Origin of the sequence: Paraconexibacter sp. AEG42_29, assembly GCF_040581415.1 — a bacterium.
Lineage (GTDB): Bacteria > Actinomycetota > Thermoleophilia > Solirubrobacterales > Solirubrobacteraceae > Paraconexibacter.
The window spans coordinates 3,093,825-3,118,593 of sequence record NZ_CP114014.1 but is presented as its reverse complement, the minus strand read 5'-3'; the positions used below and the strand labels follow the sequence as shown (position 1 = coordinate 3,118,593).

Here is a 24,769-nt window from a genome sequence, read left to right as displayed (position 1 = left end):
AGCGAGGGCCGTCCTGGGTGCTGCCTGTGATGCCCGTCAGCTCAGGAGCGTGCGGACGTCCTGGACCGGTGTCGGACGGCCCCGGTCGCGACGAACCCGCCTGCTGCAACCAGCAGGACGACGAGTGCCCACGACTCACCGGACGCAGAGCCGTCCGGGCTGCCCAGGGACTGCGAGGCCCGTGTGGTCTTGAGCGCGTTGACGGCCTTCTGCGACGTCACCTGCCCCAGCATGATCCGCGCGAGGCGGCGCTGCCCGAGGGCCTTGTCCACGTCGGTGACGGTCAGGACCTTCAGGTTCCGGAAGCCCTTGGCGAACGACTTCTTCGCGTCGGTGCGCTCGACGTAGGCAAGCGGGATGCCGGAGCTCTTCAGTCCGCGTGCGACGCCGTTGAGGAATTGCGCTTCCTTCGAGGACAGGTTCACCCGTCGCGTCAGGACCGCGTGGGTGACCGGGGCGAACGGTGCGGCGGCACCGAACAGCCGGCGGTACACCTGCCGCGCGATGGGCGACCCACTCGCGAGCTGCGCTCCGAACGCCCGACCCGCGGCACCGACGCCGGCGGACGACAGCGACCGCATCAACGGCGAGCTCAGGAACCGCTTGAAGGCGGCGGCGTTGGCCTTGGTGACAGCCTCGCGCTGCAGGCCGGTCAGCGCGATGGCTGCCTGGATGTTGCTGCGCAGGACCGCGGACGCACGGCCGAAGTCGATGATGTGGACCGTCGGCGCCTGAGCGGCCGCCGTCCCGTTCGCGGAGCCCGTGGCGCCGGTGCCGCCGTTGCCGCCGTTGCCGCCGTTGCCGCCGGTGGTGCCGCCACCCGTCGTGCCGCCCCCGGTGGTGCCGCCGCCAGCTGTGGCCGGCGTGGTCGTTCCGGTGGTCGTGGTCGGCGTCTCGGACGATCCCGTCCCGGTCGCCGGCGTCGTCGTCGTGCCGCCGCCCGTGGTCGTCGTCGGCGTCGTGCTCGTTGTGCCGCTGCCGCCGACCGGAGCCGGGGTGGGCGTCGTCGACGTCGTACTCGTCGTGGTGGTCGGCGTCCCGGGTGGAGTGTCCGTCCCGTACTGGTCCGTGGCCGCCGTCTGTGCCAGAGCGACACCTGCCCCCGTCGATCCCGCAGTCAAAACCGCGGCCAGCAACAACATCCTGCGCATGAAGCCCCCTGAATTAGTCCCTTATAAGGACACTAACCGGACTAGCGGAGTTTGCCTAGTCTCGACCCGGTCGCATCGCTAGCCAACTCGACCAAAACCCGGGGGCAGGACGAGCAGCGGATTCATCTGCAGCGCGCTCTGCATCTCCCGTTCGGCGCCGCGGACGTCGCCGAGGCGCTGCAGCAGGACCGCTCTGTCGCGCCGAAGAGCCCAGTTTCTAGGGGCTTTGGCGATCGCGGAGCGGAGCGCGCGGTCGGCGTCTCCGAGGTTGCCGGCCTGGACCGCGGCAAGCACACGGACGCGCTCGCGACGGACTGCAAGACCGGGACCGCGGACCGTGTCGGCTATGTTCGCAATCGCACGAGCGTCGCCCGAGGCTGCAGCCGCACGAGCACGCTCGAGCCGGTGTTCGCCCCGCCAGCCGTAGGCGCTCCACCCTGCGACGAGCAAACAGACGACGGCGGCTGCGACGCGAATCTTGGGGAGTGGGGACACAGCGACCGCGAGCCTAGACCAAGCTTGCGGGGCGCAGAGGCAGCCTGCCGTCATCCTCCGCCGTCCGGTTCCTTTCGAGAACGCCGTGACCCGCTGCGTGGCCTCCTCGTCGAACCGTTCACAGGCGAGGAAGCACGCGCCCGATGACGCGACGCGCGGCAGCTACGCCGGACGCGGTCCGAGGTCGGTTACGCTGCCGCGCATGACGGCCGACGCCGAGACCCTGCCGCCGCAGGCGTCGACGACCGCGCCGGTCCCGGGGCCGGCGAGGACGGCCCTCTGGGCGGCCCCGGTCCTGTGCGTCGCCACGGTCGTGCTCGCGCTGTGGAGCACCTACCGCGACGGGGGGTACTTCGCCGACGACGTCGCCGCGGTCACGACGCTGACCCTGGTCGCCTGCGGTGTCGGCCTGCTGGTCGTCGGCCCGTCATGGCGCCCCACGCGCGGGGCGCTCGTGTGCGTCGGCGCGGCGGTCGGCCTCACGCTCTGGACCGCGCTCTCGGCGTCCTGGTCACCCGATCCCGAGGGCGCGACCCTCGCAGCACGGCGCGACCTCGGCTACGCCGCATTCCTCCTGCTTGCGCTGCTCGGCGTGGGCAACGGCCGACGGGCGGCGCTCCTGGTCCAGCTGGTCGTGCTGCTGCTGGTCGGGGTCTGTGTCGTCGCGCTCCTGAGCCGGCTGCGCCCGTCGCTGTTCGACGTGGACCCGCAGCTGCTGCAGGTCTCCCAGGGTCGCCTCGCCTTCCCCGTCGGGTACTGGAACGGCCTCGGCGCCGTCGCGGCGATGGCGGTCATGGGCTGCCTCGGCCTGGCCGCCGACGCTCGCGAGCACCCCGCGGTGCGCGCCGCCGGCGCGGCAGGCGGCACCATCGCCGGCTGCGTCCTCTACCTGACCATCTCCCGCGGGGCGGGACTCGCCCTCGCCGCCGCGCTCGTCGTCGTCCTCGTGCTGTCTCCGCGGCGGGTGCGGCTCGCCGTCTCCGGCGTCCTCATGCTGGCCACGGTGACCGCAGGCGTCCTGGTCCTCTCGGCAGACCGGATCCTGGTCGACGAGCCCGGGACGCTGGCGGCGCAGGAGGACGCGGGACGGCCCGTGCTCGTGGCGCTGCTCGCCATCGCGCTCGGGGCCGCGCTCGTGCAGCTCGCGCTCACGCGGGTGAGCGCCCTGAACCGCACGCACCGGCACGTCAGCCACTACTCGCCGCGGTCGCGCGCGGCGACCGGCTACGCAGTGTGCGCGGGGCTGGTCGTCGTCCTGCTCGTCGGCGTGTACGCGACCTCGGCGGACACGCTCGAGGGTCAGGCGGCGAACGGCACGTTCGGCGTGCGCGGCTTCGTCGACCGGCAGTACGACGCCTTCATGGACACCTCGAAGCCGCCGCCCGTCGGGACGGAGCGCCTCGCGAGCGCGAGGTCCAGTCGCTCGGAGGCCTACGAGGTGGCGATCAACGGCTTCCAGGCGAACCCTCTGGCGGGTGACGGCGCGGCCGGCTACGAGGTGCGCTGGTATCGCGAACGCACCGTCCCGGAGAGCTTCAGGAACGCGCACTCGCTCGAGCTCGAGACGGCGTCCGAGCTGGGTCTGGTCGGGCTCCTCCTGCTCGGCGCGATGCTGGCGCCGCTCGTGGGAGGGATGCGCGGGCTGCGGCGCGCGACCGGCGGGCTGACCCGATCGCAGGCCGCCGCGGCCGGCGGTGTGCTGACGGTGTGGCTCGTCCATTCGGCGCTCGATTGGGACTGGCAACTGGGCTCGGTTACCCTCCCGGCGCTGGCCTGCGGGGCGGCGATGCTCGCGCGAGGACAGCGGCAGCCGGCCGCTTCCACCGCTGGTATGGTCGCCCGCCGCCGGCACACCGGTTCCTGAGGACGGACTGCACTGATGCACGACGCACAATCATTGATCTCGCTCACCTCCGTCTTCGCCCTGCTCCGCCGCAACGCGTTGCTGGTCGGACTGACCGTGGTGCTGGCGGTCGGTGCCTCCGTGGCCATCTCCGCTTCGCAGGAGCCGAAGTACGAAGCGTCCGCGCAGATCGGCTACGCGAGCGACGAGGCCGAGCTCCAGGCCATCGGCATCCCGTCGACGCCGAGCTTCCAGCCCGAGAAGGAGATCGCCGCCGCCGCCGAGCGCATCACGAGTCCGGCGGCCGTTGCCAGGGTCATCGAGCTGCTCGAGCTCAAGCAGTCGCCCGAGAAGGTGCAGTCGTCCGTGTCGACGACCGTCGAGGTCGCCAGCAACCTCGTCGCCATCGATGCCGAGGCGTCGGACGAGAAGCTCGCCGCAGACCTCGCCAACACGTTCGCGTCCGTGACGCGGACCGCCGCCCGGCGAGAGGCGCAGCAGCGGTACCGAGCCATCGCCCGGGACACGCAGGCTCGCGCGCGCCGCCTCAAGGGCGAGAAGAACGCAGCCCGCCGCGCGGTCTTCGAGGACCAGGCGGCGCGGCTGCTGACGCTGGCCTCGTTCGCCCGGCCGGTCGACGTCGTCCGCCGCGCGGTCGAGCCGTCGGCACCGACGTCGCCGAAGCCTGTGCGCAACGCCGTGCTCGCCGGGCTCCTCGGGCTGATGCTCGGCGTCGCGCTCGCGTCCCTGCGTCAGGCCTTCGACCGGCGCCTGCGTGACCCGAGCGATGTCGAGAGCGCGTTCGACGACCCGGTCCTGGGCCAGTTGCACACGGCCGCGCTCGGTCACACCCCGTGGGCGCCGCGCAAGCGTCGCGGCAACCGCCGTGACGAGGACGTCGAGCCGTTCAGGATCCTGCGGACCAACCTCGCCCTCGTCAGCAGCGGCCGGGAGTCGAAGACCGTCCTCGTCTCCAGCCCGCTGCCCGCCGAGGGCAAGTCCACTGTTGCGATCGGCCTGGCCTGGGCCGAGGCAATGACCGGTCGCCGGACGTTGCTCGTGGACTGCGACCTGCGGCGCCCGTCGGTGGCCGAGCGGCTGGGGATCCCGGCGAGCCCCGGCCTGGCGGACTTCCTCCGGGGCGACGCCGAGCCGTCGGAGATCGTGCACTCGCTCGAGCTCGAGGGCCTGTCCGGGAAGGCCGCCACGTCACTCGTCTGCATTCCGGCGGGCGCGCACACGGAGAACCACGCCGAGCTGCTCGAGTCCGAGCGCTTCGAGAACTTCCTGGCTCAGGTGAGCGAGGTCTACGACCGCATCATCCTGGACAGCGCGCCGTTGCTCCCGGTGAGCGACACGCTGGCGCTGCTGCCCCGCGCGGACTGCGTCGTGCTCTGCCTGCGGCTCGGCCAGACGACGCGCGACGACGGGGAGGCGGCGAAGGCGACGCTCGACCGCGCCGACACCAAGTCCGTCGGCCTGGTCATCACTGCGGCGGACAAGAGCCAGGGCGTCTACTACACCGGCTCGTACGGCTACTCGAGCACCCCGGCGGGCGCCAGCAGCTGATGGGGCTGACGCTGCGTGCCGGGGGTTCACCGCGTCCGGCACGCGGCCTGCCGACGGTCGCTGTCTTCGCGCTGAGCCTGCTCGCGGCGGCCGTCGCAGCGGGATCGGTCGCCGCGGCTCCGGAGAACCCGCTCGTCCCCGTTGCCCTCGTCGGCGGCGCGCTGCTGTTCTGCGTCGCCGTCCTGCGCCCCCTGGCGGTCGTCTGCCTCGGCGTGCTGGCCATCCCGCTCGAGGGGTACTTCCCCGGCCTCGTCGGCCCCTCGCAGGCGCTGCTCGGGCTCGCGGCGCTCGGCTGGCTCATCGGCTGGGCCTCGAGTCCGCCCGTCGCGCTTCCACGGCACCCGGCCCTCGGAGGCTTCCTCGTGCTGATGGCGGTGATCCTGCTCGGAATGGCGTTCGCGCCGGAGCCGGCGGTGGTCGGCCGCCAGCTCGCCACCTGGGGCGCCCTGCTGATCGTCGCCGGCGCCATCGCGCACTCCGCCAACGCGAAGGGGGTCGAGCTGATCCTCATCGCGGTCGCGGTCGCCGGCGGCCTCGCCGGGGCGATCGCCGTCGTCGACCCCCAGCCACTCGTGGGCGCCGTGTTCCTGGGCACCGACGTCAACCGCGCGACGGGCGGCCTGGGCTCGCCGAACGCCCTCGGGATGCTTCTCGGCCTGACGGTCCCCATCCAGATCGTGCTGGCGCTCCGAGCGCCGACGCTGGAGCTCCGCATCCTCGGGGCCGGGTGCGCGGCGCTGGCGCTCGCCGGGATGGCGCTGTCGGTCTCCCGCGGCGCCTTCATCGGGCTTGCCGCGGCGTTTTTGGTGCTCGCGTTCTGGGACCCCTTCCGGCGTACGCTGCTCATCGCCGTGCCGCTCCTCATCACGCTGACGATCGTCGGCAGCAACCCCGCCACGCCGATCGGGTCCAACGTCGTGGACCGCCTCAGCGGCACCACCCAGAACGCGTCGTCCAACCCGCGTCTCGATCTCTGGCGCAAGACGCCCGCGATCATCGAGGACCATCCGTTCTTCGGCATCGGAGCCCTCGAGTTCACCCACTATGCGCCGCAGTACGACCTCGAGACCCGTGAGGGCATCCCCAACCACGCCCACAACCTGCTGCTCACCATGACCGCGGAGACCGGCGTCGTCGGGCTTGCCGCGTTCCTGTTCATGTACGCAGCGGTCGCCAGGGCATTGCTGGCCGTGATCCGGCTCGGGTCGGGACTCGAGCGCGGGTTCGCCTTCGCGCTCGCCGCGTCGTTCGTCGCCTTCTTCGTGAACGGCATCCTCGACTACGCGCTCGGAGCCGCCCCGCTCGCGGCCGCGTTCTTCGTGCTCGTCGGCTGCGCCGTGGGACTCCGCGTCAACCTCGACAGCGGGCCGCGCGACGTGGTCGTGGCGCCCTCGTGAGCGCGCCTCGACCCGCGCCCGCGGCGCCGCCGCAGGGTCCCGCCGGCAGGACGGACGCGGAGCTGCACGCGCTCGCCACCGAGCTCGGCATCGAGGTCTGGACCGACCGCCCGCGGCGACCGTCGCTTGCCGCCCGCATGTGGAAGGCGGCAGCCGAGTCCCCCCGCGGCAGGCTGCCGGCGCGCTACGCCACGGACACCTGGGCCATGCCGTTCCGGCCGCGGCTGGAGTCGGCCCTGCGGCCCGGCATCTCGATCCTGGACCTGGGCGCGGGCGCCCGGCCGATGGTCCCTCCGGCCGACCGCCCGGAGGGCGTCACCTACGTCGGCTTCGACGTGGACGGCGACGAGCTGGCCAAGGCCCCGCCCGGCAGCTACGACGAGACCGTCGTAGGCGACGTAACCGTGCTGCACGACGAGCTCGTCGATCGCTTCGACCTCGTCCTCAGCTGGCTCACGATGGAGCACGTGAAGCCGGTGCCGGCGGCGCTGCACAACCTCAGCCGCTACCAGCGTCCGGGCGGCCGGTTCCTCGGCTACCTCTCCGGGGGGCGCTCGCTCCACGCCGTGCTCAACCGGGCGGTGCCGCACCGGCTCGCCCGCCCGCTGATGCAGCGCCTGTGGGGACGGGAGCCGGACTCGGTGTTCCGCGCGCACTACGACCACTGCTGGTACGACGCGCTCGCCGACATCGCCGACGCCGCGTGGTCGGACGCCGAGGTGCTGCCGCTGTTCACCGGCGGCTGGTACCTGCAGTGGTCCCCGCTCCTGCGCGCGCCATACCTCGCCTACGAGGAGTGGGCCTACACCGCCGGCCGGGCGAACCTCGCCCCGTACTATCTCATCGATGCGACCCGCTGAACGCGCGAAGGACCTGCTGCGCACGCTCGTTCCCGAACGGGCAATGGCGGCCCGCGACCGTGTCCGCGCCGATCGTGCCGGACGCCGCTTCACGACGATGTCCACGTCCGAGGTCTTCCAGTCCATCTACGCCGAGGGCCTCTGGGACGACGACGCCGGCGGGGAGATCACCTCGGGCCGCGGCAGCCGCGAGGCCGCGATCGTCGACCCGTACGTGAGCGCCGTGCGCGAGTTCGTCGCCACCCTCGGGGACCCGCCTGACGTTGTGGACCTCGGCTGCGGCGACTTCAACGTCGGTGCGCGGGTGCGGGACACGTGCGGCGCGTACGTCGCCTGCGACGTCGCGCCCATCGTCATCGAGCGCAACCGCGAGCGCTTCGCCGACCTCAGCGTCGACTTCCGCGTCCTCGACATGATCGAGGAGCCGCTGCCCGCCGGCGACGTCGTGTTCATCCGGCAGGTGTTGCAGCACCTGAGCAACGCGCAGATCGGCACGATCCTCCCGAAGCTCGCGCAGTACGACTGGGCCGTCATCACCGAGCACGTCCCGGGCGACCCTGATTTCGTGCCCAACCGCGACATCAGCCCCGGCCCCGCGATCCGCACGGCCGTCCGCTCCGGGGTCGTCCTCGAGGCGCCGCCGTTCAGCCTGCGTCCGAGCGAAGCCCGCGCCTTATGCGTCGTCCAGCACCCTGAGGGCACCATCGCGACGACCGCCTATCGGTTCGCGTGAGCGCTCGCCGGGCGCGAGCGAAAGGCACACCCGTGCGGTTCAGGCGTTAGGGTCGCGCCCATGTTCGACGTGTCCGTCGTGATCCCCGCCCGGGACGCCGGCGCGACCCTCGCAGCTACGCTCGACGCCCTCGACCAGCAGACCCTCGACCGCTCGCGGTTCGAGGTCATCGTTGTCGACGACGGGTCGGTCGACGACACTGCGGCGGTCGCGACGCGCCCCGGGGTGACGCTCGTGCGTCGGCCGGCTCCGTCCGGCGCCGGCGAGGCCCGGAACGCCGGGGTCGCGCAGGCCGCGGCGGAGCTGCTCGCGTTCACCGACGCGGACTGCCGCCCGACGCCGTCATGGCTGGCGGAAGGCCTCAACGCCCTCGACAGCGCGGACCTGGTCCAAGGTGCCGTCGCGCCCGACCCGGGTCCCGAGCCCCGCCCATACGACCGCTGGGTGAGCATCTCGGAGGACGACGGCACCTATACGACCGCCTCGCTGTTCGTGAAGCGGGCGTTCTTCCAGCAGGTCGGCGGCTTCCAGGTCCCGCCGCTGCACGACAACGGCCGCCTCGCGGTCGACGCACAGGGAAAGCGCGCGCCGGTCGGCGAGGACACCTGGCTCGGATGGCGGCTGCGCCGCGCCGGGGCGAGGCCCGCATTCGCGCCGGACGCGATGGTGCATCACGCCGTCCTACGACGTGGCGCCGCCGAGTACATCAGCGAGCACGCGCGCCGTCGCCACGCACCGGGTTTCCTGCTGGCGATCCCCGAACTGCGCCGTGCCTCGTTCGTCTGGCGCGGCCTGTTCGTCAACCGCCGTAGCCCGCTGGTCGATCTCGCGGTCGCCGGGATCCTGGTCGCAGCGCTCACCCGCGATGGCCGACCTCTGACGGTCGCCGCGCCGTACGGTGCGCTCGTCGCACGTGATGCCGCCCGTCTCGGACCGCGCGTGACTGGCGCGCGTGTCGTCGCCGACGCCGTCGGTTTCGTCGCGCTCATGAGCGGCAATGTCCGCTACCGCACCCTCCTGCTCTGATGACAAATCACCCCGACGCCCCGGAACCCGAGACCCTCGGTCTGCTCCAGCTCATCTGGTCCGACTACGAGCACCACGTCGCCTGGCGCGGCGACGAGCGCCGATCGGCGCTGCTGCGCGCGCCTATCCGGCTCCTCACCAACACGTCCCTGCGGGCGTGCGTACTCGTCCGGCTGACGTGTGCGTCGCCTCGGTGGATGCACTGGTTCTGGCGCTCGGTGCTTGTCGCCCTGCACTCCAGCGAAGTCGTGTACGGCGCGAAGATCGGCCCGGGGCTGTGCCTGCCGCACCCGTTCGGCATCGGTGTCGGCGGTGATGTCGCTATCGGACGCAACGTGACGCTGTCGCAGAACGTGACCATGGGGTCCGACCGCCGTCACGCCGGTGAGCCGCAGCTCGGAGACGACGTGGTCGTCCTACCCGGGGCCATGCTGGCCGGTCCGATCCGCATCGGCCACGGTGCGGTCATCGGCGCGAACACCGTCGTGACCGAGGACGTGCCCGACGGCGGCATGGCCGCCGCGCCGCGGACCCGGATCGTCGCCCGCCAGGTCAAGTGGGACGTCTAGGAACGATCCCCGTCGGCGCGGCAGGCGAACCTGGTATCTCTTTGCGCCGAACATGCCGATCTCAGCCGACGTCCCCGGATCCGTGCGCCACCGCCTGACGGTGCCGCGATGAGCCACGCACCCGCCGACCACTACGACCGCGTGACGGCGGCCTGGGGCCTGCTGCTGGGCGAGGAGCTGCACTACGGCGTCTTCAGCGACGGGATCTCCGGTCTGGCCGATGCGACCGGCGAGCTCACCCGGCGCATGATCGACGGCGGCCAGATCGCCGGCGCGGAGAACGTCCTCGACGTCGGGTGCGGCACCGGCGCGCCCGCGGTGCGGCTCGCGCAGGAGTTCGGCGTGCACGTCACAGGCATCACGACGAGCAGCGAGGGCATCGCCGCCGCGACCGCCCGCGCGGCGGCGGCCGGCGTCAGCGAACGCACGCGCTTCGAGCAGCGCGACGGCATGGCGAACGGGCTTCCCGACGCCGCGTTCGACCGCGTCTGGGTGCTCGAGTCCTCCCACCTGATGCGGCGGCGCGACCGGCTCATCGCCGAGAACGCGCGGGTGCTGAAGCCCGGCGGCCGGATGGTCCTCTGCGACCTGGTGCTGCAGCGACCGCTCGACCTGGCCGAGGTCCGCCGGCTGCGGGAGCCGCTGACGCTCCTGCGGGCCGTCTACGGGGACGCCCGCATGGAGCAGGTCTCCGAGTATCGCCGCCTCGCGGAGGCGAGCGGCCTGCGGGTCGACGAGGAGCACGACCTCACCGAGCTCACGCGCCCGACCTTCGACGCATGGGCCGCGAACGCGGTCCGCCACCACGACGAGGTCGTCGCCCTCATCGGGGAGCAGGCGACCCGGGACTTCGCCGACTCCTGTGACGTCCTGCGCGGGTTCTGGGACGACGGCACCCTCGGGTACGCGCTGATCGCCGCCGTCAAGCCCTGACCGCGTCGCCCGTGCCGACGCTCGTCTCGCTACTCCCGTCCGACCTCGCGAGGGCGCGTGGCGGCGCGGAGCGCTACGCGGTCGCCCTGCACGAGGCGCTGACCCGCGAGCTTCCCTCCTGGCGCACGCGGGCGCTGGTCGTCGCCACCCGCGAGCGCGAGCGCCACGTCCCCGAGGGCTGGACGGCGGTCGGCGGGCCCGGGGCGCGCTTCCTGTCGGTCGGCGACGCGATGGGCGCGCCCACGGTGCTCCGGCACACACTGCGTGACGCGGACGTCGTCGTCTGCCACCAGTGGCGCACCCGCGCCGCGACGACGCTGCGCCTCGTTCGTCCGGTCCGCCGCCGGACGGCGTTCGTCGTCATCGACCACGGCGCGGGCACGCGGCTCGGCTACGCGCTGTCGTGGCTTCCCCTGGCGGGGGCGACCCTGGGCGCGCATCAGAGCGAGTTCGAGGCGGGCATCTCCCCGATCAAGGCCGACCGGCACGTGACGGTCCGCGGCGGCGTCGACGAGCGCCGCTTCACGCCCGACGGGACGACCCCCGACCGGGACTTCCTCATGGTCGGCCGCTTCGAGCCGTACAAGGGACAGCTGCGGTTCCTCGAGCAGCTGCCCGAGGGTGCGCGCGCGGAGCTCATCGGACCATCGGACAACAACGACGCGGCCTACGTCGCGAGCGTCCGAGCCCTCGCGCACGAGCGCGGCGTCCCGATCCGCCACGACGTCAGCGACCTCGAGCTGGTCGCCGCCTACCGCGGGGCGCGCCACACCGTCCAGGTCCCGGTCGACCTGCGGCGCTATGGCGGCGCCGCGCCGCCCGAGCTGCTCGGCCTGACGATGCTCGAGGCGATGGCCTGTGGCAGCGTGCCCATCTGCCCGGGGACCGGTGCGTCGGCGGAGTTCGTGGCCGACGGCGCGACCGGCCGCACGTACGACGCGGACTCCGAATCCGGGCTGAGCGCGGTGCTCCAGGACGCGCTGACGGACACCGACGGCCACGCTGCCCTCCGCGCCGGGGCGATCGCCGAATCCGGCCGCTGGACCTGGGGCGCGGCCGCGCGAGCGCTCCTCGCGGCACTGCCCGACGCCGAGCAGGGACGGAGCTGACGTGCCGGAGCCCGATCCCGTCAAGGTGCTGTTCGTCTCCTCGCACGCCCAGCTCGGGGGCGGCGAGGCCTATCTGCGCTCGATCGTCGAGGGTCTCGGCGACGGGTGGTCCGCCGGTGTCGTGACGCTGCACGACGGGCCGTTCGTCGGCCGCTTGCGCGAGGGCGGGCACGACGTGACGGTCATCCCGTCCCGCGGGCGCGCGAGCGTCCTCACCGACGCGCTCCGCCTGCGCCGCAGCATTCGGGCCACCGCGCCCGACGTCATCCACGCCAACGGCATCAAGGCGGCGCTGGCGGCCGTCCTGGCCACGCCGCTCGGCGGCCCGCCCGTGCTGTGGCTCAAGTACGACTTCGGCTGGGACGGGGCCCTGGCGACCTTCGTCGCCCTGCGCTGCCGCATGGTCGTGGGCATCAGCGCCGCCGTGAACGAGACGTTCAGCGCGCGCGCTGCTCGCCGTGCGCGGGTCGTGTTCGCCGGCATCCGCGACTACGAGGTCGACGACGCGGTCGGCGCCGCGCTGCTCCGCGAGGAGCTCGACGGCGAGGACGCACGTCCCGTCGTGGCGCTGTCGGGACGGCTGTGCCCAGGGAAGGGGCAGACGGACCTGATCGACGCCGCGCCCGCGATCCTAGCCGCGAACCCGGGCGCGCGGATCCTGCTGCTCGGCGTGGAGGACTCGTTCTACCCGGGCTACCGCGACGAGCTCCGGGCGCGGGCCGTGGCCGCGGGGGTGGGCGACGCCGTCCGCTTCTCGAAGCTGAAGGGGCACAGCCCGGGTGAAGCGGTGGCGGTCGTCAGCGCCTGCGACGTGCTGGTCCAGCCGAGCCGGCTGCAGGAGCGTGGTGGCTGGAAGGAGGGCTTCGGCCTGGCAGTCGTCGAGGCGATGCACGTCGGGACGCCGGTCGTCGCCTACGCGAACGGCGCGCTTCCGGAGGTCGTGGCCGACGCCGGTCTCGTGGTACCCGAGGGCGCCCACGCCGCGCTCGGCGACGCCGTGAACCGCGTGCTCGGCGACCCCGGGCTCCGCGCCGAGCTGACGGCGGCCGGACGCAGGCGGTCGCGCGAGCGGTTCCTGATGGATCGCGTCGTCCGCGAAATGGCCGCCTGCTACCGCGAGCTCGCCTCGCCGACCCGCGGCAAGGCATAGGGTCGCTGACGTGCCGCCCACCGCCGCAGCCGTCGACCAGCCCGACGCCGCCATCGGCGTCGTGATCCCCGCCTGGGGGGCCCACGTCGCGTACGTCCCGGCCGCGGTGGAGTCGCTGCAGGCGCAGGCCGGCGTGAGCATCAAGATCGTCGTGGTCGACAACGCCTCGGACGTCCCGATGCCGGAGCTCCCGGCTGAGGTCGACGTCGTACGGACCGCCGAGCGGGTGTGGGTCGGCGGCGCGCGCAACCGCGGGCTCGCCGAGGTCCGCGCGCCGTACGTGATGTTCTGGGACGCGGACGACCTCATGCTGCCCGGGGCCCTGGCCCGCATGCTGACGGTCCTGCAGGCCGATCCCCGCCACGTCGCGGTCACCATGGACAGCCTCCGCTGGACCCCGGAGACCGGCCCCGGCGAGCGCTGGCCGTGGCCGCGGTCGCTCATGTACCGGCTCTCGCGGCGCCCGCGGCTGTTCGCGGTGATCGCGCAGCTCTACTGCCCGTTCACGACGACCGGTCCCGCCCTCTTCCCGACCGCCGTGGTCCGCGACGCCGGGGGGTTCGCCGACGACATCGAGTTCTTCGAGGACTGGGCGCTCGCGGCCTCGCTGACCGTGCGGGGACGGATCGTGATGCTGCGCGAGACCGCGCGCCTCTACCGCGTCCACGCCGAATCGCTGACCCTCGGCCACCTCGGCCACCCCGACGAGGCCAAATGGCTGCTCGGCCTGCGTCAGCGGGCCCGGCGCGACCACGCCCGGCCGCTGTGGCTCAAAGCGTTGCTGCCGTTGATCTGGGTCCACCACCGGTACCGGGAGCGGATGTCCAAAAGACCGACTTCCGGGCTGGGCTTCTACGAGTCGGCGCTCGAGAGCATGGCGCCGGTCGAACCCGACCGCTGATTCGCTATACGATGCCGCCGGGCGCAGCGGGCTGGGAGGACACGGCCCTGCGCAGCGCGCGACCAGGCAGCCACGAGATGGGATACGTATGACGCAAGGACCCGAGCAGACGATCACCGACACCATCCGTGAGCTGATCACGCGGCGGGGCGACACACCGCCGGAGATCACGCACGAGTCGAAGATCGGCCCCGACCTGGACCTCGACTCGCTCGAGCTCGCCGAGCTGTCGGCCGCGCTGGAGGACGAGCTCGGCAGCGACCCCTACAGCCAGGGCATCATTCCCGCGACCGTTGGGGAACTCGTCGCTTTCTATGCCTGAGGACGGCGCCCGGTGCTGATCGACGTCCTGCGCACCACCGCGGCGGAGCACCCCGAGCGCCAGGCGATCATCGCCGCCGGTCGCACGATCACGTACGCCGAGCTGGTGTCCGCCGCGGGGTCGATCGCCGGCGGGCTCCACGCGCGGGGCATCGTCGCGGTCGGCTGCGCGGTCCAGGACCCGGTCGACGTGGTGTCGGTGCTGGCGGCCGCCTCCGCCGCCGGAGTCGAGGCGTGCGTCTATCCGCGCGGGCTGGACGCCGAGGCGACCGCGACGCTCGCGCAGCGCCTCGGCCACGAGACCGTCCTGGTCGACCGTGGCCGGTCCGGCGGGCTGACGCTCGACGCGCTCGCCGGCAGCGCCGACGACGAGCTCCCCGCGCCCGCCGCGAGCACTGTCCTCATCCTCACGACCGGCACCACCGGGACGCCCAAGGGCGTGCGTCACGACTGGGCGCGGCTCCTGCGCGCGGTCCGCCGCAACCCCGACAAGGCCGCCGGCCGCTGGCTGCTGGCCTACAACATCAACCAGTTCGCCGCCTTCCAGGTGCTGCTGCACGGCCTCGTGAACGGGGCGACGATCGTCGTGCCGTCGTCGACGCACGCCCGCGACGCCATCGACGCGATGTTCGAGCACCGCGTGACCTCCGTCAGCGCGACCCCGACGTTCTGGCGGATGCTGCTCGGGGTGCTTGCGGCCGAGCCGCGCGAACTGGCCCTCGAGCAGATCACCCTCGGCGGTGAGGCCGCGCCGGCCTCGGTGATCGATCGCCTGCGCGCCGCGTTTCCTGCCGCCGGGATCTCCCACATCTACGCCGGGACCGAGTTCGGCTCGGTCGTCTCGGTGCGGGACGGGCTCAGCGGTCTGCCGGTCTCCATCCTGGACCGTGACGAGTCCGCAGACACCCACTTCAAGGTCGTCGACGGCGAGCTGCACGTGCGCTCGCGCAACGCGATGCTCGGCTACCAGGGCCAGGACGCCGCGGCCGGGGACGGTTGGCACGCGACCGGTGACCTCGTCGAGGAGCGCGACGGCCGCCTGCACTTCGTCGGGCGGACGGTCGAGATCATCAACGTCGGCGGGGCCAAGATCCATCCGCTGCCGCTCGAGGAGCTCATCGCGTCGGTCCCGGGTGTGGCCGCGGCCGTGGTCTACGGTCGCCCGAACGCCATCACCGGGCAGATCGTCGCCGCGGACGTCGTCCTCGACGACGGCGCCGACGGCGACGCGGTGCTGGCCGGGGTCCGGGCGGCGTGCGCCGATCAGCCCGCGGCCGGCCGGCCGCGCCGGATCCGCATCGTCGAGGCACTCGAGGTTCGCGGCAACAAGACCGTCCGTACAGCCCTGGAGGCAAAGCCATGACCCCTCGCGTCGTCATCATCACCGGCGGGAGCCGTGGGCTCGGAGCAGGGATCGTCGATTCCTTCCTCGCGAACGGGGACATCGTGGCGACGTGCAGCCGCAGCGCCACGGACCGCACCGAGCGCTGGGCCGCGGACCCGGCCACCGCCGACCGGTTCCTCTTCGCCGCGGTGGACATCGTCGACAGCGCCGCCGCCGCGGCCTTCGTCGGGGAGGTCGTCACGCGCTTCGGCCGGGTGGACATCCTCGTCAACAACGCCGGCATCGCCCGTGACGGCATGATCGCCGTGGCGCTCGAGGAGGACATCGACACGGTGCTCGACCTGAATCTGCGCGCGACGTTCGTGATGACGCGGCTCGTCACGCGCCGGATGCTGCGGCAGGGTTCGGGCAGCATCGTGAACATCTCCTCGGTCGTCGGCACCGCCGGCTACCGCGGGCTCTCGATCTACTCGGCGACGAAGGCAGGCCTCGACGGCTTCACCAGGTCGCTGGCGCGGGAGCTCGGCTCACGCGGCATCACGGTGAACTCGGTCGCACCCGGCTACCTGCGGACCGAGATGTCCCACGGGCTCGACGAGGCGCAGCTGAACCAGATCGCCCGGCGCACCCCCGCCGGGCGGCTCGGCGAGCCCGAGGACATCGGCTCGGTCGTCGTCTTCCTCACCTCGCCCGCCGCCGGGTTCATCACAGGCCAGACCATCGTGGTCGACGGCGGCCTGACGGCGTGAGGCCATGACCGCCGTGCCGTCGCCCGTCCACCCGCCCGGCACGACCGCCCACAGCTCGGTCATCGCGCTGTACCGGTCCGACTACCACGCGCACTGCAGCCACAAGGCCCCGGAGTCGCCCCGGCGGCGGCGTCTCCTGGCGATCCCGCGCCTGCTGGTCAACCCGTCCCTGCAGGCCGTCTTCGTCGTGCGCGTCGCGAACGCGAGCCCGCGCGCCACGTGGTGGATCTGGCGCAACTTCTTCGTGCGCCTGCACTCGATGGATTGGAGCGGCAAGCTGGAGATCGGCCCCGGCTTCGAGATCCCGCACCCGATCGGGGTCCTGCTCGCGGCCGGCTCGAAGATCGGCACGAATGTCGGCCTCGGCCACAACGTCACGCTGGCCGGCGACGCGCAGGACGGGCGGCCCGTCATCGGGGACCGCGTCACCGTGTACCCCGGCGTCGTCTTCGTAGGCGGTGTCACGATCGGCGACGACTGCGTGATCGGCGCGAACAGCGTTGTCACCCGCGACGTCCCGCCCCGGATGATGGTCACGCCGCGCGGCAACGTGCCGCTCGCCGCCACCGGCCACGGCTGACGCGCCGGAGGCGGCGGTCAGCGCCCGCGCTGCGCCGCCGCGCGCTCGACCGCCCGGGTGATCTGACTCCGGAAGGACGCCTCGGAGAACCGGCTGGCGTTCTCGACGCAGCGCTCGGGACGGAAGCGCGTGAAGTCGACCGTCGTCATGACCTCGGTCAGCGTCGCGACGTCGACCCGGGGGAGCAGCACGCCGGTCTCGCCGTCGATGACCGTCTCGCGGGTGCCGCCGTCGTCGGGGGCGATCACCGGTCGCCCGGCGGCCTGTGCCTCGACGGCCGCGATGCCGAACTCCTCGACGTTGGGGACGACGAGCGCCAGCGCGCGCGGGTGAAGCTCGGTGAGCTCGGCGTCGGAGATCCGGCCGAGGAACTCCGCGTGGTGTCCGTGCAGCGCCTCGAGCCGGGGGAGGTCCGGCCCGACGCCGACGACCTTGATGGGGCGTCCGGCCCGCTCGGCCGCGGCGAGCGCGACCTCGACGTTCTTGTGGCGGACGAGCTCGGTCACCACCAGGAGGAAGTCCTCGGGGTCGGTCGGCGTGAAGCGCTCGGTGTCCACCGGCGGGAAGATGACCTCGGAGTCGCGCCCGTACGTCCGCTCGATGCGCTCGCGGCAGAACTCGGAGATCGCGATGTAGTGGGTGACGCGCTGCGATGCCTCAACGTCCCAGCGGCGGATCAGGGCGAGCGCTGCGGCGAGCGCGGGGCGCAGCGGGGCCGGGAGCTCGGCCGCCGCGCGCTCGCGCTCGAACCAGGCGTAGCGAAACGGCGTGTAGCAGTAGCAGACGTGTACAGCACCCGGATCGGGGCGGACGCCGTGGGCGAATGCGCTGCTGCTCGACACGACGACGTCGTGGCCGCTCACCGGCAGGCGCTCGGCGGCCGCGGGATACAGCGGCAGCAGGCGACGGAAGTGCTGCTGGTCGACGGACAGGCGCTGCAGGCGCGACGTGCGGACCGGGTGTCCCTGCAGGTGGGGGCCCAGCACCTCGTGGTCATAGAGCAGCGAGGCGACCGGCGCGCCCGGCCAGCACGCGGCGATCTGCGCGAACGAGCGTTCCGCCCCGCGGTACACGAGCAGGTAGTCGTGGACGAGGACGGGAGCGAGGGGCCCGGGCCGGGGCGGGGCGTCCGGCGGCTGCGTGGCGGGCGGCATCGCGCGAAGTCTGGCAAAGGAGGTCCGGGACGCACCCGGTCGTCTGTGCGATCCTCGCCCGGATGTCGCGCGCCTCTCTGCTCCGACGGGCCCCCGGGCACGCGCGTCTCCTCCTCTTCGTGCTGCTGGCACTGGCGGCGCCTGCCCTCGCGTCGTGCGGGTCGGGTTCGGGACCGCCGACGCGGGTGGGGGGAGTCGCGGTCGACGTCGTCTTCGGCGAGCCGCCGGACGCGGTGGTCGCGGACGTCGACATCGCCGCCGCGATGGGCGCCGAGGCGCTGCGGGTGAGCGTGCAGTGGTCGACGTTCGAGATCGCGAAGGGCAGGTACGCCGGCTACTACCTCGACGGTCTGGACACGCTGTTCCGGCGCGCGCGAGAGAGCGGGCTGCGCGTGCTGCTGACGCCGGTGACCACGCCCTGCTGGGCGGTCGCCACGCCCGGACCGGACGGCACGACCGGCTGCGGGACCCCGGAGCGATCCGCGCAGACGGCGCGGCTCCCGCCGACGCGCTCCGGCGACTACGCCGACTTCCTCGCGTTCCTCGCCCGCCGCTATCGCGACACCCTCATGGGCATCGAGGTCTGGAACGAGCCGAACCTGCGGGGCACCTGGGACACGCCCGACCCGGCGGCCGCCTATGCACGCCTGCTCAAGGCGGTCTATCCCGCGGTCAAGCGGGCGGCGCCGTCGGTCCCGGTGGTGGCGGGCGCGCTCGCGGGTGCCGGGGTCACCGGCACCTTCCTCGACGACCTCTACGCCGCCGGGATCGACGGCCACTTCGACGTGCTGTCCGTCCACGCCTACAACGACGGACGCGCGCCCGACACCCTCGTCGATCCGGCCCTGGCGCAGACCACCGTCCTGCAGGGGCTGCGCCGGCTGCGGGAGACGCTCGACCGGCACGACGAGCGGCGACCGGTGTGGGTGACGGAGATCGGGTGGAACACGAGCACCCAGCGCGGGCAGCCGTTCCTGGACGGCGTCACCGAGGCGCAGCAGGCGCGGTACCTGCGCCGGGCGCTGGAGCTGCTGCGATCGCCGGGCGGCGACATCGGCTTCCCCGAGGCAGTCTTTGTCTACCGGCTGCGTGACGTCGGCGCCGACCCCGCGGTGCCGGACCAGAACTACGGCCTCATCACGAAGGCCCGCAGGGCGAAGCCGGCGCTCGCGGCGGTCCGCGCGGCCTTCGGCGGCAAGGACTGATCGCTCCGACGCTCGTCCGCTGACGGTGCATCGCCTATCAAGCCGGTCGATCTTCGTCCGACAACGGAGGCATGTCCTCTCGCGGTCGGCTCCTGCGTCGTCTGGGCTGCCGCGCGCACGCCCCCATCCTCGCGCTCTTGGTGCTCTGCGTCGCCGCACCCGCGGCACAGGCGGTCAGGCCCGGTCCGCCGTCGCCGACGCTCTCGTCGTCGCCCCGCCTGGAGCAGCGTGGCGTCGCGATCGACATCAGCTTCTTCGAGCCCGCCTCGGCCGAGCTCGCCGACGTCGACGCCGCAGCCGCGATGGGCGCGAACAGCGTCCGGGTCGCCCTCGACTGGGCCGGCCTGGAGCCCCTGAGGCGGGGTGAGTACGCGGGGTGGTACCTGAGTCGGGTGGATGCGCTGGTGTCGCGGGCAGCCGCCCGCGGGGTCAAGGTGCTGCTGACTCCGCTGCGCACCCCGTGCTGGGCAGCGGTCCCGCCGGCGGACGGCTCCTCGCTCTGCGCTGCCGCAGCGGGCGGGCAGGCCGCCGCCGTCACCCCGCCCGCCGATCCGGCGACGTACGGGCAGTTCGCGGCGTTTCTGGCGCGCCGCTACGGCTCGCGCCTGGCCGGCATCGAGGTGTGGAACGAGCCCAACCTCACGTCGTTCTGGAGTGCACCCGATGCCGCCCTCGCGTACGCGCGGCTGCTGAAAGCCGCCTATCCGCTCATCAAGCGGGCAGCGCCGGCCACGCCCGTCCTCGCCGGAGCGCTCGCCGGGGGCGACGCCGCGTTCCTCCAGCGCCTCTACGACGCCGGCATCAACGGGTTCTACGACGTCCTGTCGGTCCATCCCTACAACGACGGGCGCGATCCCGAGGCGCTGATCGACGCGCGCTGGGCCTCGGCGACGTTCCTCCAAGGGCTGCGGGCGATCCGTGCCGCGCGCGACGCTCGCGGCGACCGCACGCCGGTCTGGCTGTCCGAGTTGGGCTGGAACACGAGCACCCTGCGCGGGTCGCTCTGGCTCGACGGCGTCTCGCCCGATCAGCAGGCGGACTACCTCGTGCGGTCGCTGGCCATGCTGCAGACGGCCACCTGGGGCATCGACATCGCCAGCGGGGTCTTCGTCTACCGCCTGCGCGACATCGGCGTCGATGCCGACGACCCGCAGCACAACTACGGGCTCACGGGCTTCGACGGCACGCCGAAGCCGGCGCTGGCCGCCGTCCGCACCGCCTATGCGGCGGCCGCTCGTCGCTGACGGTCGGCGACACAACGAAAACCGGAGCACGACGGGCGTCGACACCCTACGCTCCGGTGCATGGGTCGACCGGCTGGACATTGGGCGGTGAGCGTCGCGGTGATCGCCGGCCTGCTCCTCGCGACAGGGGCCGCCGCGGCCGAGCCGCCGATTGCGCCGTCGCAGTACGCGGCGATCGTCGAGGTGCGCAAGCGCGCGGTGACGCTCGACGCCCGGCGTCCTGTCCCCGCCCGCGTGAGGGCCGCGGACCGGGCCTGCCGCGCGCTCCCGCGCACCTCCGCGCTGGTCGCCGCCTTCCGGGCGACCTGCCGCGGTGACGTCGACGCGGTGCTCCGCCTCGGCGACATCACGGGCTGCAAGCAGGTCCGCCCTTGCGTCACGGCGATCCGCCGGTACGCGTCGGCCGTCCGGCGGCAGGCGGCAGCCGGCCGGGCCATGAACCAGACGCTGCGACGGTCCGTGTCCGACGTCCCGTGCCGGGACGCACTGCGGTACCGGCAGGGCGAGCTGCTCGTCTACGACCGCTTGGGCCGGGCCGCCGACGCTCTCGAGGTCGCGGTGCGGTCCGAGTCCTCGGCGCAGTTCGCCCGAGCGTTCGACCGCTTCTTCGGCGTCGATCGCCGGGCGCTGCGCCCCCATCGCCAGCGGCTGCACGAGCTGCGCGTGGCCTGCCGCTAGCGCTGGACCAGGTGCTCGATCAGGTGGACCGCCCGCGCTGCCGGGTCGTTGCCGGCGGCCCAGCGGCCGAACTCCTGCGCCCGTGCCCGCAGCGCCGGGCGCTCCAGCGCCAGGCCGACCGCGAGCCGGACGGCCTGCGGCGTGGCGAGCCGCCGCGGTAGGCGGACCCCGGCGCCCGCCCACGCCACGCGCGCCGCGTTCTCGTTCATGTCGCCGGCCGCCGGGACCGCGACCACGACGCAGCCGCTCGCCAGCGCGCGGACCATCGTCCCGTGGCCGGCGTGCGTGACCACCACGTCGCAGTGGGGCATCGTCCGCGCGTAGGACAGCCAGTCCACGAGCCGGGTGTTCGCGCCGACGGACGGGACGGGCTCGGCGAGCGGCCTCCGGTTCGTCGCCGCGAGGACGCGCACCGGCTCGGCCGCGAGCCCCTCCAGCGCGGCCCTGAGCAGCCGGTGCCCGGCATCCTGCGCGGTCGAGGGCGCGACCAGGACCAGCGGCGCCGCCGGGTCGCCCGCCGGTAGCGCCACGTCGCCGGTCGGCGGCTCCCACAGCAGCGGCCCGATGACGTGCGTGTTGGGCGCGTCCAGGTCGCCGGGACGCGGGTACTCGAGCTGGGGGAAGGTGGCGACCAGGCACAGGCTGCGGGAGATCCCGCCGTGGACGTGGTCCAGCGCCGGAAGGCCGAGGCGCTGCCGGGTCTCGTTGAGCTCGGCCTGGCCGGTGATCAGGCCGCGGCGGACGAGCGGCGCGAGCCCGTCCCACAGCCGCCGTCCGCCGGCCGTACGGGGGAGTCGCGCACCGATCGAGTACGGCGGGAAGCCCGACGCCGGGCGAGGGTCGACATGGGGGACGAGGGTCGCGACCGGGATGCCCTCGAGCTCCGCGGCGAGCGCAGGGGCGAGGGTGAGGATGTCCTGGACGACGACGTCCGGCCGTAGGGTCCGCACGAGCTCGCGCGTGTGGACCGTCGCCCGCGCCACCGCCTCGTACGGCTTCAGGTAGCGGCCCTCGGTGGGGAAGACGTCGTACTCGGGCGCAGCGGCGAAGGCGAGGCCCTCGGCCTCGACCTCGGGCCGCCACCGCTTCCACGTCTCGAGCGTCACGTCGTGCCCGGCGGCGCGGAGCGCAACGCCGAGCGCGATGACGGGGAACGTGTGGCCGGGATCGCCGAACGCGCCCAGGAGGACCTTCACCGGCAGGCGCTATTCAGCAAGCTCGGCGATCTTCTGCAGCTGCTCGATGCGGCCCTCGCGGGTCCACGCCATAGGCGTCACCCCGAGCGTGTGCACCCCGGCGGCCTTGTACGCGGCGAGGCGCTCACGGACGTGGTCCGGGGGTCCGCAGATCGAGACGGTGTCGATCAGCTCGTCCGGGATCGCCGCCGCAGCCTCGTCCTTCTTGCCGTCCAGGTAGAGGTCCTGGATGGTCTGGGCTGCGTCGTCGAAGCCGTACCGTCGGACCATCGTGTTGTAGAAGTTCTGCTTCCGCGAGCCCATGCCGCCGACGTACAGCGCGATGAACGGGCGCATCAGGTTGCGCGCCTCCTCGAGGTCGTCCCCGACGAAGACCTGGACAGCGGGGGCGATGGCGACGTCGTCGAGCGTCTTGCCGTTACCGGCTCGGTCGACGCCGATCTGCAGCTCGTCGCGGATCACGGTGACGTGCTCGGGGGAGAAGAGGGTGGGGATGACGCCGTCGGCGATCTCGGCTGCCAGCTGCGTGTTCTTCGGGCCGATCGCGGCGATGTAGATCGGGATCCGGTCCTGGACGGTGGCGATCGTGAGCTTCAGCGCCTTGCCGGGGCCGTCCGGCAACGGGAGGTCGATCGACTCGCCGTGGTACTCGAGGCGCTGGCGGTCGAGCGTCATCCGCAGGACGTCGACGTACTCGCGCGTGCGCAGCAGCTGCTTGCCGAACCGGACGCCGTGCCAGCCCTCGGAGACCTGCGGGCCCGACGACCCGATGCCGAGGATCATGCGGCCGTCCGACAGCTGGTCGAGGGTCGCCGCGGTCATCGCCGTCATCGCGGCGGACCGGCCCGGCATCTGCAGGATGCCCGACGCGATCTTGATGGTCGTCGTCTGCCCGGCGATCCAGCCGAGGATCGTCGCTGCGTCGGAGCCGTAGGCCTCGGCGGTCCAGACCGAGTCGTACCCGAGGCGCTCCGCCTCCTGGACGATCGAGAGCTGGTCCTCGCGGGTGAGGCCGAGGCCCCAGTAGCCGATGTGCACTCCGAGCTTCATGCAAGACCTCATTCAGGGGGAGGGGAATGTCTTGGGGTTTGGACGAACCATCCGTACCCTGGGCACCGGAGGCGCCCGATTCCGACCGGGGCGCGCAAGCCTACCTATGCGAACCCGACGCTCACCGGCAGACGATCTGCGACTCGCGATCGACTGCCTGCCCGAGAAGACCCGCAGCGCGATGCTCGAGGGCATCAACACCAACGACATCATCGTCGGCGCCTACTCCGACCGCGAAGGCGGCGTCTGCCCGATGCTCGCCGCCCACCGCTGCGGTGGCCGCACGAGCTTCGTCTCGTTCGCCAAGGCGTGGGACGCGTTCGCCGGGGTCAAGCGCGCGCGCCGGGCCAGCGAGCGTGAGCTCCGTATCCTGCGCACCTACCTCGAGGCGAGCCTGATGGAGGAGCAGTCCGCTCCGGTCAGCGACCTCGGCTCTGCGATCCAGGCCCACCAGGAGATCCGCCGCGAACGTCACAGCCGCGAGGCCTTCGTGGTGCCCGCCCTCGGGGACGCGATCTCCGAGCACCAGGCGACCGCCCGCGACCGCCGTGCCCGCGAGGCCGCGGAGGACGACGGCAACTGGGGCTTCCTGCGCAGCCGCCGCGAGGACCGCGACACGCAGCGTGCCCTCGACCGCGTGGAGCGCGAGCGCGAGCTGGCCGATCGGGAGCAGGAGCTCACGCCCGCCTGATCGATCCGCGGGTCAGCCCGGCAGGTGGTCCAGACCGCCGCCGGGCTGCTCGAAGCGGATCTCGGGGATGACGCAGCCCGGAGTCGTCCGCAGCAGGAAGCGGACGCCCTCGGCGACGTCCTCCGGGCGGATCATCGCGTCCGCCGGGACGTGCTCCTTGACGAAGTCGGTCATGGGCGTGTCGACGAAGCCCGGGCACAGCGCGGTGCTCTTGATGCCCGCGGTCCCCAGCTCCTTGTTCATGGCCTCGGTGTAGCCGATGACGCCGTGCTTGGTGGCCGAGTAGACGCTGAGCCACGCCTCGCCGCGGATGCCGCTGATCGACGACGTGTTCACGACGAGCGCGTTGCGGTGCTCCGCGCCGGCCTTGCGCAGGTGGGGGAGGGCCGCCCGGTAGAAGAGGAAGATCGCGCGCAGGTTCGTGTTCATCTGCATGTCGATCATCTTGGTGGTCAGCGCGTCGGCCGGCTGGCCCACGCCGACGCCGGCGTTGTTGACGAGGACGTCGAGCCGCCCGTAACGCTCCACGTGGGCGGCGACCACCGACTCGATCGTCGCCTCGTCACCCAGGTTGCCGGCGATGTGCTGGACCTCGAGGCCTTTCGCCCGTAGGCCGTCGGCCGCCGCCTCGAGCTTCTCCGGCCGCCGGGCGGCGACCGTGAGCGCGTAGCCCTCGTCGCCCAGCATCTCGGCGATCGCCAGGCCGATGCCGCTCGATGCTCCCGTGACCAGTGCTGCTCGCTGCGTCATGTCGTGTCCCGCCCTCTCGTCGCCAGGTGTCGCTGCCGCCGCTATCCAACCAGACGCTCACGACGTGCCT

Annotated in this window: 24 protein-coding genes; 19 read left to right on the top strand and 5 right to left on the bottom strand. The window is 72.9% G+C overall.

The window, feature by feature from the left end:
* Positions 1-41 precede the first annotated feature (41 nt).
* Positions 42-1,142, bottom strand: coding sequence for a hypothetical protein (locus tag DSM112329_RS15220; protein WP_354697402.1), 1,101 nt, complete (start codon positions 1,140-1,142; stop codon positions 42-44).
* 706 nt (positions 1,143-1,848) lie between these two features.
* Here DSM112329_RS15220 and DSM112329_RS15215 point away from each other — a divergent pair.
* The 15 genes from DSM112329_RS15215 to DSM112329_RS15145 all read left to right on the top strand — a co-directional run bounded on the left by DSM112329_RS15215 (position 1,849) and on the right by DSM112329_RS15145 (position 16,731).
* A complete protein-coding gene (locus tag DSM112329_RS15215; RefSeq protein WP_354697401.1) occupies positions 1,849-3,510 on the top strand; it encodes an O-antigen ligase family protein in 1,662 nt (553 codons plus the stop codon).
* Between the two features lie 15 nt (positions 3,511-3,525).
* The gene (locus DSM112329_RS15210; RefSeq protein ID WP_354697400.1) at positions 3,526-5,058 is read left to right on the top strand and encodes a polysaccharide biosynthesis tyrosine autokinase; all 1,533 of its coding nucleotides are present in this window, start codon (positions 3,526-3,528) and stop codon (positions 5,056-5,058) included.
* Positions 5,058-6,455, top strand: coding sequence for an O-antigen ligase family protein (locus DSM112329_RS15205; protein WP_354697399.1), 1,398 nt, complete (start codon positions 5,058-5,060; stop codon positions 6,453-6,455). The genes DSM112329_RS15210 and DSM112329_RS15205 overlap by 1 nt, the downstream gene beginning before the upstream one ends.
* Positions 6,452-7,315, top strand: a complete 864-nt coding sequence (locus tag DSM112329_RS15200; protein ID WP_354697398.1) for a methyltransferase domain-containing protein — start codon at positions 6,452-6,454, stop codon at positions 7,313-7,315. The genes DSM112329_RS15205 and DSM112329_RS15200 overlap by 4 nt, the downstream gene beginning before the upstream one ends.
* Positions 7,302-8,048 (top strand): class I SAM-dependent methyltransferase, encoded by a 747-nt coding sequence (locus DSM112329_RS15195; protein WP_354697397.1) that lies wholly within the window; start codon positions 7,302-7,304, stop codon positions 8,046-8,048. The genes DSM112329_RS15200 and DSM112329_RS15195 overlap by 14 nt, the downstream gene beginning before the upstream one ends.
* 60 nt (positions 8,049-8,108) lie before the next feature.
* Positions 8,109-9,074 carry a glycosyltransferase family 2 protein gene (locus tag DSM112329_RS15190; RefSeq protein ID WP_354697396.1) on the top strand — a complete coding sequence of 322 codons (966 nt, stop codon included), beginning with the start codon at positions 8,109-8,111 and terminating at the stop codon, positions 9,072-9,074.
* Positions 9,074-9,643, top strand: a complete 570-nt coding sequence (locus DSM112329_RS15185; protein ID WP_354697395.1) for a serine acetyltransferase — start codon at positions 9,074-9,076, stop codon at positions 9,641-9,643. The genes DSM112329_RS15190 and DSM112329_RS15185 overlap by 1 nt, the downstream gene beginning before the upstream one ends.
* 108 nt (positions 9,644-9,751) lie before the next feature.
* Positions 9,752-10,576: a methyltransferase domain-containing protein gene (locus tag DSM112329_RS15180; RefSeq protein ID WP_354697394.1), complete on the top strand. Its 825-nt coding sequence runs from the start codon at positions 9,752-9,754 to the stop codon at positions 10,574-10,576.
* A gap of 11 nt (positions 10,577-10,587) precedes the next feature.
* Entirely contained in the window at positions 10,588-11,685 is a 1,098-nt protein-coding gene (locus DSM112329_RS15175; protein ID WP_354697393.1) for a glycosyltransferase family 4 protein, read from the top strand.
* A gap of 1 nt (position 11,686) precedes the next feature.
* Positions 11,687-12,835 (top strand): glycosyltransferase family 4 protein, encoded by a 1,149-nt coding sequence (locus DSM112329_RS15170; protein WP_354697392.1) that lies wholly within the window; start codon positions 11,687-11,689, stop codon positions 12,833-12,835.
* A 10-nt stretch (positions 12,836-12,845) separates the two neighbouring features.
* A complete protein-coding gene (locus tag DSM112329_RS15165) occupies positions 12,846-13,736 on the top strand; it encodes a glycosyltransferase family 2 protein (RefSeq protein WP_354697391.1) in 891 nt (296 codons plus the stop codon).
* Between the two features lie 88 nt (positions 13,737-13,824).
* Complete coding sequence (locus tag DSM112329_RS15160; RefSeq protein ID WP_354697390.1) at positions 13,825-14,058, top strand: hypothetical protein; 234 nt, start codon at positions 13,825-13,827, stop codon at positions 14,056-14,058.
* A gap of 12 nt (positions 14,059-14,070) precedes the next feature.
* Complete coding sequence (locus DSM112329_RS15155) at positions 14,071-15,420, top strand: class I adenylate-forming enzyme family protein (protein WP_354697389.1); 1,350 nt, start codon at positions 14,071-14,073, stop codon at positions 15,418-15,420.
* A complete protein-coding gene (locus DSM112329_RS15150; protein WP_354697388.1) occupies positions 15,417-16,151 on the top strand; it encodes a 3-oxoacyl-ACP reductase family protein in 735 nt (244 codons plus the stop codon). The genes DSM112329_RS15155 and DSM112329_RS15150 overlap by 4 nt, the downstream gene beginning before the upstream one ends.
* A gap of 4 nt (positions 16,152-16,155) precedes the next feature.
* Positions 16,156-16,731 (top strand): hypothetical protein, encoded by a 576-nt coding sequence (locus DSM112329_RS15145; protein ID WP_354697387.1) that lies wholly within the window; start codon positions 16,156-16,158, stop codon positions 16,729-16,731.
* Positions 16,732-16,748: 17 nt separating this feature from the next.
* On the opposite strand, the gene DSM112329_RS15140 is transcribed toward DSM112329_RS15145, so the two are convergent.
* Positions 16,749-17,885 (bottom strand): glycosyltransferase, encoded by a 1,137-nt coding sequence (locus DSM112329_RS15140; protein WP_354697386.1) that lies wholly within the window; start codon positions 17,883-17,885, stop codon positions 16,749-16,751.
* A gap of 62 nt (positions 17,886-17,947) precedes the next feature.
* On the opposite strand from DSM112329_RS15140, the gene DSM112329_RS15135 reads away from it, so the two are divergent.
* The 3 genes from DSM112329_RS15135 to DSM112329_RS15125 all read left to right on the top strand — a co-directional run bounded on the left by DSM112329_RS15135 (position 17,948) and on the right by DSM112329_RS15125 (position 21,012).
* Positions 17,948-19,090: a cellulase family glycosylhydrolase gene (locus tag DSM112329_RS15135; RefSeq protein WP_354697385.1), complete on the top strand. Its 1,143-nt coding sequence runs from the start codon at positions 17,948-17,950 to the stop codon at positions 19,088-19,090.
* Positions 19,091-19,161: 71 nt separating this feature from the next.
* Positions 19,162-20,334, top strand: a complete 1,173-nt coding sequence (locus DSM112329_RS15130) for a cellulase family glycosylhydrolase (protein WP_354697384.1) — start codon at positions 19,162-19,164, stop codon at positions 20,332-20,334.
* Positions 20,335-20,394: 60 nt separating this feature from the next.
* Positions 20,395-21,012, top strand: coding sequence for a hypothetical protein (locus DSM112329_RS15125; protein WP_354697383.1), 618 nt, complete (start codon positions 20,395-20,397; stop codon positions 21,010-21,012).
* On the opposite strand, the gene DSM112329_RS15120 is transcribed toward DSM112329_RS15125, so the two are convergent.
* Positions 21,009-22,208 (bottom strand): nucleotide disphospho-sugar-binding domain-containing protein, encoded by a 1,200-nt coding sequence (locus DSM112329_RS15120; RefSeq protein ID WP_354697382.1) that lies wholly within the window; start codon positions 22,206-22,208, stop codon positions 21,009-21,011. The genes DSM112329_RS15125 and DSM112329_RS15120 overlap by 4 nt on opposite strands.
* Positions 22,209-22,217: 9 nt before the next feature.
* Positions 22,218-23,258, bottom strand: coding sequence for an LLM class F420-dependent oxidoreductase (locus DSM112329_RS15115; RefSeq protein ID WP_354697381.1), 1,041 nt, complete (start codon positions 23,256-23,258; stop codon positions 22,218-22,220).
* A gap of 106 nt (positions 23,259-23,364) precedes the next feature.
* On the opposite strand from DSM112329_RS15115, the gene DSM112329_RS15110 reads away from it, so the two are divergent.
* Entirely contained in the window at positions 23,365-23,949 is a 585-nt protein-coding gene (locus DSM112329_RS15110) for a hypothetical protein (RefSeq protein ID WP_354697380.1), read from the top strand.
* A gap of 12 nt (positions 23,950-23,961) precedes the next feature.
* On the opposite strand, the gene DSM112329_RS15105 is transcribed toward DSM112329_RS15110, so the two are convergent.
* The gene (locus DSM112329_RS15105) at positions 23,962-24,699 is read right to left on the bottom strand and encodes an SDR family oxidoreductase (RefSeq protein WP_354697379.1); all 738 of its coding nucleotides are present in this window, start codon (positions 24,697-24,699) and stop codon (positions 23,962-23,964) included.
* Positions 24,700-24,769: the final 70 nt, after the last annotated feature.